The sequence below is a fragment of the Duganella paludis genome, assembly GCF_054461335.1.
This window is the reverse complement of the sequence record NZ_CM136922.1, coordinates 4,626,777-4,640,649: the sequence shown is the minus strand read 5'-3', so window position 1 is coordinate 4,640,649 and position 13,873 is coordinate 4,626,777. Positions and strand designations below refer to the sequence as shown.

Sequence of the window (13,873 nt, the reverse complement as noted above, 5' to 3'; positions counted from 1 at the left end):
GTCGCGCTACTCCTCACTGCTCGGCCTTCGGTGTCGATTGTTTTCTCGCCCGCGCCGCCGCAAGCAACGGGTTTGCCCTGCGCTGCTTCTCGTCGCTCTCGCTCGTTGCGGTGGGCGTCATGATTGGCGCCGGGGTGGCCTTCGGTTCGAGCGCCTCAACGACCTCGAGGGCGTGATGAACCAGCCCAAGGCCGTGCGCGGCCTCGGCGGCGTGTGGCAGCAAGTGGCCCGCCGCCTCGGCCATATGCGCCAGCTTTTCGACGGCCTCGGCGGCCTCGTGCGTTGGGGCGGCCGCCTCACGCTGCAACCCCTCAAACCGCAGCGTTGTCCCGGTGCCGGTGTAGACCTTTTGCCCGCGCTCGTCGCGGTGGTCGCGGATCAGGTCGTCAATGTCGAAGCCGCCAGAGGCTTGCGCCGTGCTCGCCATTTTCTTTGGTTCTTCGCTCGGCTCGGTCGGGAGAACTGCCGCGACCGCTTGCGAGCGTTGCCGCTTGATCCTCACCGGCTCGCCTCGCGCGTCCATCGCGGCCATGGCGCTCTCGACAGCCACGCGCGGCGCTTTCGGATCGCGCTTTGCCCACTCGTCATCCGTCAGCCACTCATCTGAGAACAGCAGGCCCGCCACGTCTTGCCACGTCATTCCAAGGTCTTTGCAGCCGACCGCCGCCCGAATGCGCTCCGACGGCCTCTTGCTTTCGTCGCGCATGAACGCCCGCAGGAACTCCGCGCGAGGGTGCTGGCCGGGAAGCTTTTGCGCCGCCCTGGCCTTCTCGGGGAAGTGAACAACGGGCCAGTCTAGAAGAAATAAGTCCCCGCTCATGGCTTGGAAGTAGGCGCGGATTATGGTCGGAATTCTGTCGCCACCTGGGATCGGGTTTGGGATGTAGTCGCCTGGCCCAATGGTGCTCATAAGCTCACTCGGAAGCAGCAGAGGCCGGATGGTGTTCGCGAACGTTGTGGAGGTGCTCGGCGCGGCGCCGAGCGAATGCCCGCCATGGCTTTGCGAAACGTTGACTGATGCAACCTCTTGCGTCCCCATCAAATTCGCCAGTTCGGCTTGGCTGTGTCCGATGCCCGTCTGCGCGATAATTTTGAGCGAGGCGGCGGAAAAGAGGATTGCGGCGATGTGCTCGCCGTAGCGCTCTTTGACTTGCGCCCAGTCTTGCAAAGCAAGCAGCAGATAAAAGCCTTTACTCCGCCCGATTTCGTAGAGCACACGAAGCGACAGCATCGCCGGGAGCTGCGCGAACTCGTCCAAGAAGATGTATTTGGGATCACTGATGTTGTTCGGGAGTCCGCTGATTTGGCTCGCAATATATTCGATGATGAACGGGACAATAAAGCCCATGCTCGCAGCGTATTCCTCATCAACTTGCAAAATCACTTGGCGGATGGGGTAGTCTTTTTCCCGCAGCCAGCCCGCGAGGCTGAACGTCTTGCCGCCAAATTTTTTGGCCTCGGCGAACTGGTCAGCGACAGTGCGAAGGTTGCGCAAGCTGGTGACAACGTTAAACGCGACGCTTGCCGAAGTCTCCGCAGCGCCCTCCAAAATTTTCGCACTTTCCGGCGCAACCCTCGCCATCAGCGCGGCCCACTGCTCCACGCTCAATTCAAGTTGATCCGCGAGGTCGGACCAGCCCCAACGCCCCGGCATTTTCTCGACAAGATCGAAAATTAGTGACGCTCCAACGCTGTTAGCCGCCTTCTGCCACACCTTATTTTTGTCGCTCTCGTTCACCGCAATAAGCTGGTTGGCGAGCATCTGTGCCTGTGGCTTGGTCGTGATCGTGTTGCCAATGTCAAGCACAAGCGACCCGCGCAGCCAGGGCGCGAGGAACGGGATGCCAAGCTTTTGGCGCTGCTCAGCTTTAACGTCGAGCGTTAGAAGTTTCTCCCCGTCCTCGATCAGTTGTCGGACGTAGGGAAGAATGATGGAGGTTTTGCCGCTGCCGGGGCTTCCAAACACAAGCATTCCGTTGCCGAGCTGCGACCGGGCCACACTCTTAAAATCGGGGTGGATGAAACGGATGGGCTTGCGGATCGGTGCACGCAATCTCATTATTCCGTGCTCCTCAATTTTTAAGGCGAAGCTGGTCCGCGAGAATCCGCTTAGCCTCCTCACCTTTGTAGATGCGGCTCCCGCGAATGTGGCGATAACCGTCCCTCGGGGTTAGCGCTCCGCGTGCGAGTTTCCACGCCGCCCACGTTCCAAGGCAGGCCGCCAAGATCGCCTTGGCCGCCACCACAGCGACAGCGCCAGCCGGGGCCAGCGCTCGCAGCACGCCAGGGACGGCGATGGGCCAGAGATGGCCGCCGCTGAGTTTCCAAGCGACGATTTGCAGGGCGGCGACGGCGATGCGGGCGGGCGGCTCGGCCATCGCGCTCGGAGGAATTTTGGACAGCGCGGCGAACGCGACGGCGCCGACAAAAAGAAAGACAATGGCGAACACTCCGGCGAAGCGAGTCGGGTAAATTCGCCGCACGTCGTTCGCTAAATTTATGTCAGTTCCCAAGCACCAGACAGCAGGCTTTTCCGATTCCATTCCGCGCCCTCCTCATTTTTTTGCCGCAAAGTTCCGCATCCAAAAGGCGTTGGCTTTGGCTTCGTCTGCCGCAAAAAATATGCGCAAGAGCTGCCGCTGGCGGGGTTCGTCGTCCCGCAATTCGAGAATCACCCCGCCAAGCTTTTCCAGCAACATTTCCAGCTTTTCGGCGTAGTAGTCCCGCTCAAGGACCGCGCTCGCCAGTGATTCGAACGTGTCAATTTCTTCGAGGCTTTCCGCGTCGTAGCTGTCGCCAATGTTCTTCTCAATCATTGCCCGCCCCTCGTTAGTTCGTGAATATCGGAGACCTGCAACCCCATCGTTTCGAGCATCGTCCCCAGCGAAGCCAGCCGCACCGCGAGATCTGTTTGGCCCTTGGCGATCTGCGCGGCAAGCCGCGAGTCGCTCAGATATTGCTCGGCGGCCTCCCGCATAATCGCGGATCGGGTCTTGCCTTCGCGCTTAGCGGCGGCGTCAATTTCAACCCCAAGGCGGCGGCTGATTCTGGTTTGAATAATTTCGGTCGTGCTCATTGCTCTCCCTCCTGCTCGTGGCTTGAAGCTTCTCGCGTCGGCGCTTTACCCGTGGGGATCGGCTTTTCTGTAACGCAAACCCCGGCTTTTGCATTCGTCGGGTTTGCTACGCCTTTTCCCTCTCACTTTTTCGCTGTCTTATTCTTCTCAGAGGGTCGCGGCAACGTCAATTCCGGCGCGCTACAAATCCGATACACGGCGTATTGCGGTGTTACGTTTTGGCCGTAACACGCCCGCAAAGCCGCACGGGGCAACGCTTTGCCAGTGTTTTTCCTTGCCGTTTGTAGCGCATCGGCGTATGACGCTTTTCGCGGCGGCGTGGCTTGTCATACAAACGGAGCACAACGCCCAGCAAACGCGGGCGGGCTGCGGGTTTTCGCCTGGGCGGTGCGTCGTGCAATTGTGGCGCGCGTGTTGGGTTTGTCGCGCGTTTCGCATTCACCCTCAGGTGGGTCTTGTGTCCAAGTCTCTGCCTCTGCTTCTGCGGGGTCAGCGGGCGGCCATCGGCCAGCCCGCGCCCCGTGCCTCGGCCCTCGCTTCGCTCTGGCCTTGGCCGTGGCCTCTGTGTTCTGCCCTTCGAGCGTAGGCGGCTGTCAATGGACGTGGAATACCGCAGCCCCATCGGGGCGAGGATATGCCGCGAAAGCCCTTGACGGTCGCCGCAGCGCCAGACGCTCAGAGGATGGGGCCGGGGTGGTGTGGCTTCTCCTCCCCGGCCCCTGACGACAGATGGCGAATCGCTCCCCTCCGGGGCGGGGGGGCTGTCGTTGATCCGCAAGCCCGGCGCAGGGTGTCCGCAGGCTGTCCGCAGCAGCCCCTCAGGCATGGCGCGAAAATCGCCGCCGAGGTGGCCGACCACCGCCCAGGCTCCAATCGCTCGAGTCCGCCTGGTGCTGCCTGGCGGTGCCGACCTGGGCGAGCCGGCGCCGGCTCACTCGTCCCGCAGCGGGCAGCGATGCCGGTCGGGACAGGCCGGGGCATGCGAGCACCGCGCGCCGACGAGCACCTGGGCAATGTCGTCCTCCCCTATGCCGCCCGCCTCTTGGTAGAGACGGACGACGATGACGGGACGGCGCTGCAAGTCGCAGCGGTAAGGGGTGGTGGTCTTGCTCATATTTGAGGCTCCTTGGTGGTGGCCGTGGCGAATGCCTTGGCTCGCTTCAATTATTCGCATCACGACACTCGCAAAAGCACGTTTGGAGTTGAAAAAAAAATCTTTCCGCCCGGTGGCGAGGGCGTCCCGTTGCGCGGCTGCGGGCATTGCGCGAGGCTAAAAGCGTTCCACCAACATCCCAAGGAGACTCAAAAATGAACAAGAAAAACGCCCGCCCATCGCTGAAAAAAATGGCCGACCAAGGAGGCTTTACGCTCATTGAGCTGGTCATGGTCATCGTTATCCTCGGAGTCCTGTCGGCCATCGCGCTACCCAAGTTCGTCAGCATCAGCGACGACGCGCGGACGGCCTCCGCCAAGGCGACGGCAGGCGCGATTTCCAGCGCGTCGGCCATCAACTTCGCCGGGCGCATGAGTTCCGCCGCCAACGGCACGCCGACCAACGCCGTCCCCGTCAACACCGCGAACGCTTGCGACCTGACGCTAATCAACAAGATGATGTCCTCCCCCGTGGACGTGTCGCAATACACCATCGCCCCGCTCGGCGGAGCACAGGCGGGCGCCGACGGCAACTGCGCGGCAGGCTCGAACACCAATGGATGGGTCGCGCTCTGCACGCTCACTGACAACAATCTGGCGACCGCCACCGCTCAAGTGAGCATCGCTTGCGCCAAATGATTGTTGTTAGAAATGGAACTGCGCGCTATATTTAGGGCGCAGTCCAATAACTCAACGGAGAAAACGAAATGGCAAAAAAACCGACCCCGGAGCAAGTGGCAGCGGCAACCGAATACAGCGACGATGTGATGAAAGCTATTAGCGAGGGCCTCGCTGCGGCGGAACTGTCGGGGCCGCCCGCTGCTCTGACGAAAGCTGGCATCCTCGAGCGCGACTTCGGCAAGAGTCTCGACACACTGAAGGCCAAGGGCTGGACCACCGCGCAGATCGCAGAGGTCATCAACAAAAACGGCAAGGGCTGGACGGTTAGCGATGGCATGGTCCGCGCATACTTTGCGAAAAAGGCGCCAGCGGCAGCGCCGTCGGGGCCGCATGCTGTTCCGGCAGCAAAAGGAGCCGGGGCGGCGGGTGCGGGCAATCCAATCGTCCAAGCGGCGGCGGCGGTCGCTGGCAAGAAGTAAGCCTCCCGCAAGCACCAAAACAAAAGGCCGCAAACGCGGCCTTTTTTTCGTCCTCGCCCGCAGTCACCGCAGCAGCAAGCAAGCATAGACGCCCATCAACGCCACCACCACGCCCGCCCCAGCGAGGTTCCAGCGGGAGAGCGGTGCGGCGGCCTTCGCCTCCTTGGCGGCATCCAACCGCCTCGCCGACTCCGCCGCCGCCCTCGCTTCGTCGCATGCGGGGCAGCGGTGGACGGCGGCCCATTCTTGCTCGACGTAGACGATGCGGCGGCCCTTGCCGTCCGTTGTGGCGATTCCTCGCGTGATTCCTCTGCATTCCATGATTGCCTTCTTGGGTGTGTTGTTGGGGTCAAAGCTTGCGGCTCTTGCGGGGCGGCTGCTCAATTTGTTCGGCGGCTTTCCGCACGATGATTTTGAGAGAAGCAGCGGAAAGGGGAAGTGTCGCGAGGTGCTCGCTATAGAGTTCTTTGGCCCGCTCCCAGTCTTGGACGGATAAGACGTTGCGGCCCTTTCCGTCGGCTGCTGCGATTCCTTGCGTGATCTTCCTGCCTTCCATGTCGTCTCCTTTCGTTGTGGTTTTGCGGTTCAAAGCCTGCCCCTTTGGCGGGGCGCTGGGAGGGCTGTCTCGGGGGTGGCTGCGGCCAGCGCTGCGGCCTCGGTTGCGGCCAGTGCGACTTGCAGATTGTGACAGTTCGCGAGAATTTCGCCCATTTGCTTGTCATGTCGCGAGCCGGGTGGCGCTTGTCTATATTTGGCCGCCGCGAGGAGTTCGTCTTGGCCGTGAAGTGTCCGACAATAGGAGCTTGAAAAAAGGCAGTGCAAGCTGACGTCGCAATCGTCGCTCGGCCCGTAGCAGACTGGACACCCCGCTTCGTATTGGTTTCCGGCTTGCTGCATGACAAAGCGCAGGCCAGCCGCCTCCATTGCCGCCCAATGCTTGTTAATCGCCTTCGCCCTTGGCTTCTTCGCTTTCGCTTCCATGTCGTCTCCCTGTTTGTGGTTCTCGGCTCAAAGCCCGCCGCTCTCGCCCCGCCGCGCAGACTCCGGCCAGCTCCTCGGCTTCGTGCAGCGCGAGCACCGCCACTAGCATGCCGCGAGCGACGGCTAGGGCGTGCGCGCCCTCCTCCGTGGCGGCGATGCCGTCGGCGTCGTCAATGTCGGCCCAATCCATGGTGCGCAGCTCGGCCCAAGCGGCGTCGGGGATGGGGATGGGCGCTCCGGCCAGCGGGCGGCAGAGTTCGGCCAAGGCGTTCCAGGTGGCCGCGCTGACGGCGGTGCAGATTTCGAGCGCTTCGAGTTCGTCGAGCGTGAGTGGCATGGTAGTGGCTCCCTGTTGTTGTTGTTTTTGTGGGGCGTGAATCGGGCGGCACCGGAGCGCCGCATGGTCGTCACATCATCAACATCCCACCCTCAATTCCGGCCCGCATTGCGATGCGCCGCTCCATCTCGCTCCAAAGCAATGCGCGACCGAGCGACGCGGCAAAAGCGGCGGCGGGCGTGGCCCTCTCGCTGCCCTGCTCGCACAAGCCAAACTCGCGCAGCTTTCCAAGCTGGCCCTCGTAGTGGCTTCGCGGGAAGTGCTCGGGTGAAACCAGAGCATTGAGCGCGATCCAAAATTCTGGCGGGTAGCCGGTCATTTGCGTGAGCGTTGCGGCCAAATACTCGCCCCCCTCTTTCGAGTCCTGCGGCTTCTTGTCGTCCATTTTGTGCTCCCTCCTCGTGGTGTTTTTGTTTGGCTGCTTCTACATTCTCATACCGTAGACAAAACGCAAGCTGTCTACGAATTAATCCGATCAATGGAATTTGGCGGGCCGGTTGCGGCATCCCTGCGCTCAATCAATCGGAGACAGCGCCACCCGCTGCAGCTTTTCTTGCGGCGGCCTCCGCCTTGGTTGGCCTCCCGCGTCGCCTGGGGTTGACGGTCTGCCCGCGCCCGTTCGAGTGGGCGGCCATCAGCGTCTCGGCAAGCCCCGGCTCATCGCGAGCGTCGCGGACGTATTGGCGAATTGTGCGAGGGGTCAAGCTCTCCCCCTTCGCCGCCAAGCGCTCGGCCAAGTCGTCAATGGAAGACATGATTTCCGTGGCCTTCGGAGACTTTGCCGCGATCAGCGTGGCCGCGTCGATGAGGTTTAAGCGCGTCTGCCGAATGGCGTAGCCCATCGCCATCTTCGAGACTTCCGCCGAGCCATCGCCCATAATGATGTGCATGAGAAGCGCGAATTTGTGGGTTGCTTGCATGATCCGGCGGAAAAATGACGCATTGACCAAGCCATCGTCGTGCATGAGCTTGCCCAGCGCCCGGAACTCCTCGCTGTAGGCTTCCAGCGCGCCAGGCGAGTAGGTGTATTCGTCATGCAGCGGTGTCGCCAAGATTCTCGCCCAAGCGCCCTCCGACGCCGCCTGCAAGCTGTCCTCGTCGTAAAATGGAAACTCGTAGAATGGGCGCTCGGGGTCCGGCTTGGCGATAAAATAGATGAAGCGCTGCGCGAAGCCGTCTAGCAGAGACTCGAACGAGAGCGCGAGGAAAAAAGTCTCGTCCACGTTCAAGCCAAGGAACGGCATGCGCGAATTTTCCAAGATGATCGTTTCGGCCTTCGTCGTCCTATCGATCTTTCCACCGTCGTAGGCAAGCAGCAAATATTTTTTCGCGTCGGCCAAGTGCGAATTTTTCTCCTCCATCGCTTTGAGCGGCTGCGCGAACTCATCGACCAGCATCGCGTTGGCTTTGCCCGCGTCCTCGTTCTTCGCCATTTCGGAGATGAGCGCGGCGCCGCTGGCAATGCCCGAGATGGTTTCGCCGAAGGGCGCGCCGTGGCTGACGTGCCGGAGCGCGAAGGATTTGCCTGAGCCGCTGGGGGCGAGCGCTACCGACCAAACCTCAGGAGTCACATTGAAGCCGCCGCCGTTTGGCGTCTTGATTTTGAGCCGCACGCCCTCGTTGTGCAGATAGGTCGAGAGGTAGAAAAGGAAGCAGGCCCAGGGCAGTTCGAGCGGCATGTTCGTATGCTTGCGGAACGCTTCGAGAATGTCGGCGGCGGGCGATCCTGGCGGGACTGCGGAATCTCCGCGCCACGCCAAGCGGTTGATGCTCTGGCTAAGAATCGAGCGGGCCGCGCCATGATTTGCAGCGGCTTCGGAGTTCGTCGCGAAGAAGCGAGCAAAGCCCGAGTCGTCCATCTTCATCGGCGTGCCGTCTTTAAACTTCACTTCGATTTTTTTGCTGCGTGCCATGTTGCCTCCTGTTTTGTGAATTTGGCGGAGCTCCGTGGCGCCGCTGTTAGTGTCGGATTAGAGGCGAAAGCCTGTCGCGAAGCTCATGCCTTGGCCGCAGGGCGCGAGCGCGACCGACCAAAGCTCCGCGCTTTCCTTCTGCGCGAGCCTCTCGGCCATGCTGCGCTGCGCCGCCAGCTCTGCCAAGGCCCGCCCGAGGTGTGTCCACTCCCCTACCGTCTCGGCTTTTTTTGCCAGCGTGCGGGCGTTGCACTTGTTGCCGAAGAACTCAACGAAGTCGGCGCCGCAGTAGACGCGCGAGCGGCCACCAGACTGAGAAGCGAAGCGCAGCGGCAGGCTAGCGGCCTCGAATTCCGCGAAGTGTGGATTTTTCTGTTGTGCCATTTCGTCTCCCCTCGTCGTTGTGTTGTTGATGCCTTCACCTTCTCAAATCGGAGACAAAGCGCAAGCCGTCTACGATTTATTTTCAAGGCGAGCCGACGGGCGGTCGATTTTTGCTATTGATTGCGAGATTTTCAAAAGATGGCGTTTTGTCGTATTACATGAAAACGAACGCGCTCAGAGAGACCCTTACGACGTTTTCGCCCTAATCGCCCTCTCTGTTCCGTCGTTTTTCCTGCGGGGAAAAATTCGGAGGAAATTGCAAAAAGCTGTCTACAATTGACTACGGTTTATTTGCTGATTTTCGCCCGCTTTGTTGTGGTCTTTTCGCTGGCATTGCGGAGGGTTTGATGGGGTGAGTTAATTACGCCTAATTATCCATTTCGAGATTAATTTAATAATTTTTTCCCGTGTAAGCTGTCAATAGTGCCGGAGCCTGCTGGGCGGGATTGACAAGTTGCCAGAGCGATGCAGGAGGGCCGCAAGCCTCTAGCACAAAGCGTTGCCAAAAGGCATAATTAATTATTCATCTTTTTTGCGTGGCCTGGCTGCGCTCGATTTCGGAGGAACGGGAATGGCAACAGAGGCGACGCTTCGGGCGCTGCTCGGGGGTGGCACGGACGAGGCCGCGCAGCTTGTCGAGACGCTTCAAGTCGGCGCGAGCTTCCGGGCGCTCTCGGGCAAGCCGGTGCGCTATGACGTTCTTGCCGCCCTCTCGCTGCGCTCGGAGTGGCGTGGCAGCGGGGCCGACGTGCCGGGGCTTGCGGGCCGCTGGGTTCGGCGCATGATCGAGAGCGGCGAGGACATGCGGGAATGGCGGGGCCGGAGGGGTTGGACAGCCCTCATGTTCGCCGCGCGCATCGGGGCCGCCGCCCTTGTCGATTTGCTGATTCCGATGAGCGACCTTGGCGCCGTGAACGAGGCCGGGGCGTCGGCGGAGCGGATCGCCGAGGAGTTCGGGCATGCGGACATTGCCGCGAGCATCCGCGCGGCGGCTGCGTCACTGCATGAGCGTGAGGAGTTGGCGCGAGTTTGCCCGCCCATTCGCCACTGATTGCCAACACCTGAATGGAAAAGGGCCGCTTGCGCGGCCCTTCTCTTTCCCCAACTTCCAAATGCCGCTGCTTTTGCTGCCGTGCTGCTGCTTCAACTTCGGAGACGTCAAGCCCTCGACCGCGTGAGGTTAAACCAAGCCCCCGGCGCCATCTTGCGAATAGGTTCGCGCGACTCGGCGAGGAAGTCAAGCGCCTCCAAGCGGATTCCGGCCTCGGCCATAACGTTTCGAGCGATGACGATTTGAAGCTGGGCCATCCGCCATTCTTCCATATCCCTGCGGTTCGTTGACGCCTCCAACAACGTCATTGCGTCTACCGCCTTGCGCAGCGCCTGCAAGTCGATCAACCGCCCAAGGGTCGCGTTAATGTCGGCTTGGTGGCGAGCCTGCTCCTGGCGCTCGAAGTCTAGCCCCGCCTCCACTGCGTCCACCTCCTCCGCTCGCTGCTGCAAGACCATCAGGCTTTGCGCGAGCTTGACTTTTAGCGCGGCCAAGGTGTCTTGCTCGCCTCTGAGCGCGGTCAGTTTTTCCAGCGCTGCGGCGGCCTCTACTTCGGCTCGCTCGATCTGCTTTGCAGTCAAGTGGCGGCGCGTGTTGTCCGCCGACTCGACCGCCAGCGGCTTGACGAGCTGCGACCAGCTTGCCAGCTTCTCGCGCTCGCTGTCGTCCACGCTCCAAAGCTTTTCGTCCGGGTGCCACTTCCACGTTGCAAAAGTGTCTTTAAAGTTCTGCCGGATTTCGTAAGGGACGCGCAAGAATGCGCGCCCCGTCGCGAGGTTCTCGGCGGTGACGATTTCCAAAAGTTCCATGGCGCGGCCTCTCTTTGTTGTTGTTCTTGCGTTCAGCTTCTCAGCGCCGCGCAGTGCTGTAAAGGCTCTCCAAGCGTTTTTGCGCGTCCGTTCGGCGCGTGGCCTGCGCCTTTTTTGCTGACGCCTTGCCGCCCCTCGGATTGCTCCCCGTCGGTCGAATTGTCGAGGTGCTTTCGTTGTTCCCCGGCCTTCGCTTTGTTAGAAATTTCGTAGGAATTTCAAACAAGCGGAGGAAAAAATGGAGACGTATCGCAACCTCGTCGGCAACATCATCAGGGAGACCCGCGCGGCCCCGTGGTCGGTTCTGCGCGATTCGCTTTTCGCCTCGTTCGTGGCCTTCTCGCTCGCTGTGAGCTTGATCCCCAGCGACCGCCTGCGCTTTGACGGCGTTTGGCTTGTCGTCCCGCTGTCGCTGTTTGGCGCGCTCGCGCTGGTGAAGCTATGGCACGCCAGCCCGCTCGAGTGGGAGTTTTATTGCCGCCCTACGCAGCGATTTATGCGGGAGGATGCGGAGGACCGCGCCAAGCGCAAGGCCGCTTGGCTGCGCGCCCGCGCAGAGGCCAAGGCGGAGGAGGAGCGGCAAGAGCGGCTTTGGCAGTTGACTCGCACCGACCGGGCGAGCGCCAACGACGAGGGGGCCGCGAAATGAAGACCAAAAAAATTTCGCGGGCGTTCGCATGGCTTGGCGCGCTGGCCGCCCTGCTCTCCCCCGGCCTTGCAAGCGCCGCCCCGCAGTTGTTTGAGGTGTCTTGTTCCGACAAGTCGATGAGCGACTACCTCGTGCCAATCTTCGGCTCACTGTTCTCCCAGTGCGGCGGCAGCGGCGGCCCGTTGGAGCAAGCGATTGGCATTTTCAACGCGGGCGCTCTGACGCTCGGCGGCCTGCTTGCGGCCTATACGCTGGTAGCTGGCACGATGCAAACGGCGCACGATGGCGAAGTCCTCGGGCGGCAGTGGTCAAGCCTGTGGCTCCCCATCCGCACGATTCTCGGCGTCGGCCTTGTGGTGCCGGTGTCGGGCGGCTACTGCGTCGCCCAGCTCCTCGTCGGCTTCCTGATTTCGCAGAGCGTTGGCTTGGCGGACAATGTTTGGAACACATACTTGGCGGCATACACCACGCCGCAGGGGTTGGCGCCCAAGTCGCGCTTGCCCAACGTCACCGCGCTCGCGTTGAGCATCTTGCAATCCGAGGTTTGCATGTCAGCCTACAATGAGTTGATGAAGGACGCGACCGCGATCAGCAATGGCGACATGGCGGCGACCGCGATGGGGCCAGGCGCTCGCGTCTACGGACTCAACGGCGGCAGCGAATGCGGCGGCGTGAACTATCAAAAAATGGAGGTCGGTGGCGGCAGCGTGACCGGGGCCACGAGTTTCAGCCCCGCCGCGTTGTCGTCATTGGAGCAAGCCCACATCGCGGCCCTCGGCGCGATGGAGTCGAAGCTTGCGGGGACAGCTCAAAAGGTCGTCGCGTTCACCAAGAGCGGCGGCTCGGCGCCCGATGTGGCGGGCGACATGCAAGCGGCGATCTTGGCCTATCAAGCCAGCGTGGCGGCCTCGGCGTCGAGCGTGTTTGGCAACGACGAGGCGATGAGCACGGTTTTGGAGGCCGCGAAGTCGGACGGCTGGGCGCTGGCCGGGACGCTTTTTTTGAAAGCTGTGCAGTTGCAAGATGCCGTCTCCCAAGCGGTCGCGCACACGCCCACGGCGGTGCGGGCGCAAGGCACGCTTGGCGGCGTCGCCGCCGATATGGCGCCATACTTTGCGACGCTCGACCAGTTGCAGCGGCGCGGCGTGTTCACGCAAACGACGAGCGAGGCGACGGCCAACGCGGCGGCGCAGCTTGGCAACACGGGCGACCCGCTGGCCCAAGGCGCTCAGAAGGTGATGAATTGGATTTTTGGCGGCGACTGGATTGCGAAAGTTGTGCAAGCGGACACCGACCGAAATGCACTCATGAGCGTCAAGGACTTCGGCGACTACTTGATGACCGGCGCCGAGGCGGGCTTGGCCGGTGGCGTGCTCATGACGGCGGGCGCGGAGGCGGTTCGCGCGGAAAATGGCAGCGTGCTCGGCCAGCTTGCGAACGTCGTCAGCGTCGGGACCGCCACCGCCGCAGCGGGCGCTGCATCGGGCGCAATGTCTACTGTGGGATGGCTGCTCGTCGCCTTCTGCTCGACGCTGCTCGTCTTCGCTGCGGGGATTGCGGTCTACCTGCCGTTTGCCCCGTTCCTGCTGTTCTTCGGGGCTTTCGTGGGTTGGCTGCTGCTGTGCGCAGAGGCCATCATCGCGGCGCCGCTGTGGGGCGTAATGCACCTGCTTCCCGGTGGCGATGGGATTTCCGGAGGCGCGCGCCAAGGCTACATGCTCCTCGTTGGCGTAGTGATGCGGCCAGCGTTGATCGTGCTCGGCTTCATCGTGTCGCTGTCGCTGCTCAACATTGTCGTCCAGGGCTTCAACGGGATATTTTTCCCTGCGTTCAAGATGGCGATGGCCGGGAGCGTGGTCGGGCTGGGGACGAGCTTCGCCATGGTCGCCATCTACTTCGCCTCGATGGTGTTCTTGTTCCATTTCTGCTTCTCCGCCGTCTCCGTCATCCCCGACAAGATTCTCCGGTGGATCGGTGGCGGGCGCGAGCAGCTCGGCGAGGCCGCGAGCGGACTGTCGAAGACTGGCGGGGCTGGCGCGGACTCTGCGAGCCGACACGTCGGCGACAGTGCGGGTAAAGCGTTGCAGGGCATGACCGCATCGGCGGCCCGCCAGCGACAGGCGCCCACGCGAGGCGCGCCGGGGGAGGCGTCACCGGCAGCGGACGCCAAGGCCAACGCGATGCAGGAGAAGGCGGAAAAGCCCGCACAGGCCAGCGAGCCGTCGAAGGCGCCGCCGAGCGAGCCGCCCAAGACGTGACGGCGGCGGGCTGTTGAGTGGGAGGGGATGGCGCTGCGCCGTCCCCTCTCCTCTTTTGCGCTAGATCGCGCTCGCGCTGCGCTCTCCTTGCGTGCTCTTTGCGGGATTTTGGCGGGGTTCTGCGGGGTGCCTGTGGGGTGGGTGCTGGTGGCGGTTGGCTGGG

The 13,873-nt window shown here is 62.1% G+C and carries 17 protein-coding genes; 5 read left to right on the top strand and 12 right to left on the bottom strand.

Translation table 11 applies throughout. From position 1 onward, the window contains the following. Positions 1–13: 13 nt before the first annotated feature. The 5 genes from ACXZ1M_RS20395 to ACXZ1M_RS20375 all read right to left on the bottom strand — a co-directional run bounded on the left by ACXZ1M_RS20395 (position 14) and on the right by ACXZ1M_RS20375 (position 4,190). A complete protein-coding gene (locus ACXZ1M_RS20395; RefSeq protein WP_459049461.1) occupies positions 14–2,059 on the bottom strand; it encodes a type IV secretory system conjugative DNA transfer family protein in 2,046 nt (681 codons plus the stop codon). Positions 2,060–2,072: 13 nt separating this feature from the next. Next, the gene (locus ACXZ1M_RS20390) at positions 2,073–2,543 is read right to left on the bottom strand and encodes a hypothetical protein (protein ID WP_459049460.1); all 471 of its coding nucleotides are present in this window, start codon (positions 2,541–2,543) and stop codon (positions 2,073–2,075) included. A gap of 12 nt (positions 2,544–2,555) precedes the next feature. Next, positions 2,556–2,816 (bottom strand): hypothetical protein, encoded by a 261-nt coding sequence (locus ACXZ1M_RS20385; protein WP_459049459.1) that lies wholly within the window; start codon positions 2,814–2,816, stop codon positions 2,556–2,558. Continuing rightward, positions 2,813–3,076, bottom strand: coding sequence for a ribbon-helix-helix protein, CopG family (locus ACXZ1M_RS20380; protein WP_459049458.1), 264 nt, complete (start codon positions 3,074–3,076; stop codon positions 2,813–2,815). The genes ACXZ1M_RS20385 and ACXZ1M_RS20380 overlap by 4 nt, the downstream gene beginning before the upstream one ends. Before the next feature lie 931 nt (positions 3,077–4,007). Beyond that, entirely contained in the window at positions 4,008–4,190 is a 183-nt protein-coding gene (locus ACXZ1M_RS20375; RefSeq protein WP_459049457.1) for a hypothetical protein, read from the bottom strand. A 194-nt stretch (positions 4,191–4,384) separates the two neighbouring features. Between ACXZ1M_RS20375 and ACXZ1M_RS20370 the strand changes: the two genes are divergently transcribed. Beyond that, the gene (locus ACXZ1M_RS20370) at positions 4,385–4,867 is read left to right on the top strand and encodes a prepilin-type N-terminal cleavage/methylation domain-containing protein (RefSeq protein ID WP_459049456.1); all 483 of its coding nucleotides are present in this window, start codon (positions 4,385–4,387) and stop codon (positions 4,865–4,867) included. A gap of 68 nt (positions 4,868–4,935) precedes the next feature. Beyond that, positions 4,936–5,328, top strand: a complete 393-nt coding sequence (locus tag ACXZ1M_RS20365) for a hypothetical protein (protein WP_459049455.1) — start codon at positions 4,936–4,938, stop codon at positions 5,326–5,328. Between the two features lie 63 nt (positions 5,329–5,391). Here ACXZ1M_RS20365 and ACXZ1M_RS20360 read toward each other — a convergent pair whose 3' ends face one another. From ACXZ1M_RS20360 to ACXZ1M_RS20335, 6 genes are all read right to left on the bottom strand, one after another. Beyond that, on the bottom strand, positions 5,392–5,649 hold the full coding sequence (locus ACXZ1M_RS20360; RefSeq protein ID WP_459049454.1) for a hypothetical protein: 258 nt from the start codon (positions 5,647–5,649) through the stop codon (positions 5,392–5,394). Positions 5,650–5,677: 28 nt separating this feature from the next. Further along, positions 5,678–5,917 carry a hypothetical protein gene (locus ACXZ1M_RS20355; RefSeq protein ID WP_459049453.1) on the bottom strand — a complete coding sequence of 80 codons (240 nt, stop codon included), beginning with the start codon at positions 5,915–5,917 and terminating at the stop codon, positions 5,678–5,680. Between the two features lie 351 nt (positions 5,918–6,268). Beyond that, a complete protein-coding gene (locus ACXZ1M_RS20350) occupies positions 6,269–6,646 on the bottom strand; it encodes a hypothetical protein (protein WP_459049452.1) in 378 nt (125 codons plus the stop codon). A 70-nt stretch (positions 6,647–6,716) separates the two neighbouring features. Beyond that, complete coding sequence (locus ACXZ1M_RS20345; protein WP_459049451.1) at positions 6,717–7,031, bottom strand: hypothetical protein; 315 nt, start codon at positions 7,029–7,031, stop codon at positions 6,717–6,719. A gap of 133 nt (positions 7,032–7,164) precedes the next feature. Continuing rightward, entirely contained in the window at positions 7,165–8,559 is a 1,395-nt protein-coding gene (locus ACXZ1M_RS20340) for a hypothetical protein (protein ID WP_459049450.1), read from the bottom strand. A gap of 57 nt (positions 8,560–8,616) precedes the next feature. Continuing rightward, complete coding sequence (locus tag ACXZ1M_RS20335; RefSeq protein WP_459049449.1) at positions 8,617–8,943, bottom strand: hypothetical protein; 327 nt, start codon at positions 8,941–8,943, stop codon at positions 8,617–8,619. A gap of 571 nt (positions 8,944–9,514) precedes the next feature. Between ACXZ1M_RS20335 and ACXZ1M_RS20330 the strand changes: the two genes are divergently transcribed. Then, a complete protein-coding gene (locus ACXZ1M_RS20330) occupies positions 9,515–9,994 on the top strand; it encodes a hypothetical protein (RefSeq protein WP_459049448.1) in 480 nt (159 codons plus the stop codon). 107 nt (positions 9,995–10,101) lie between these two features. Here ACXZ1M_RS20330 and ACXZ1M_RS20325 read toward each other — a convergent pair whose 3' ends face one another. After that, positions 10,102–10,803 (bottom strand): hypothetical protein, encoded by a 702-nt coding sequence (locus ACXZ1M_RS20325; protein WP_459049447.1) that lies wholly within the window; start codon positions 10,801–10,803, stop codon positions 10,102–10,104. Positions 10,804–11,041: 238 nt separating this feature from the next. Here ACXZ1M_RS20325 and ACXZ1M_RS20320 point away from each other — a divergent pair, with 238 nt between their 5' ends. After that, the gene (locus tag ACXZ1M_RS20320; RefSeq protein WP_459049446.1) at positions 11,042–11,452 is read left to right on the top strand and encodes a hypothetical protein; all 411 of its coding nucleotides are present in this window, start codon (positions 11,042–11,044) and stop codon (positions 11,450–11,452) included. After that, complete coding sequence (locus tag ACXZ1M_RS20315) at positions 11,449–13,710, top strand: DotA/TraY family protein (protein WP_459049445.1); 2,262 nt, start codon at positions 11,449–11,451, stop codon at positions 13,708–13,710. Before ACXZ1M_RS20320 ends, ACXZ1M_RS20315 begins: the two co-directional genes overlap by 4 nt. Positions 13,711–13,873 lie beyond the last annotated feature (163 nt).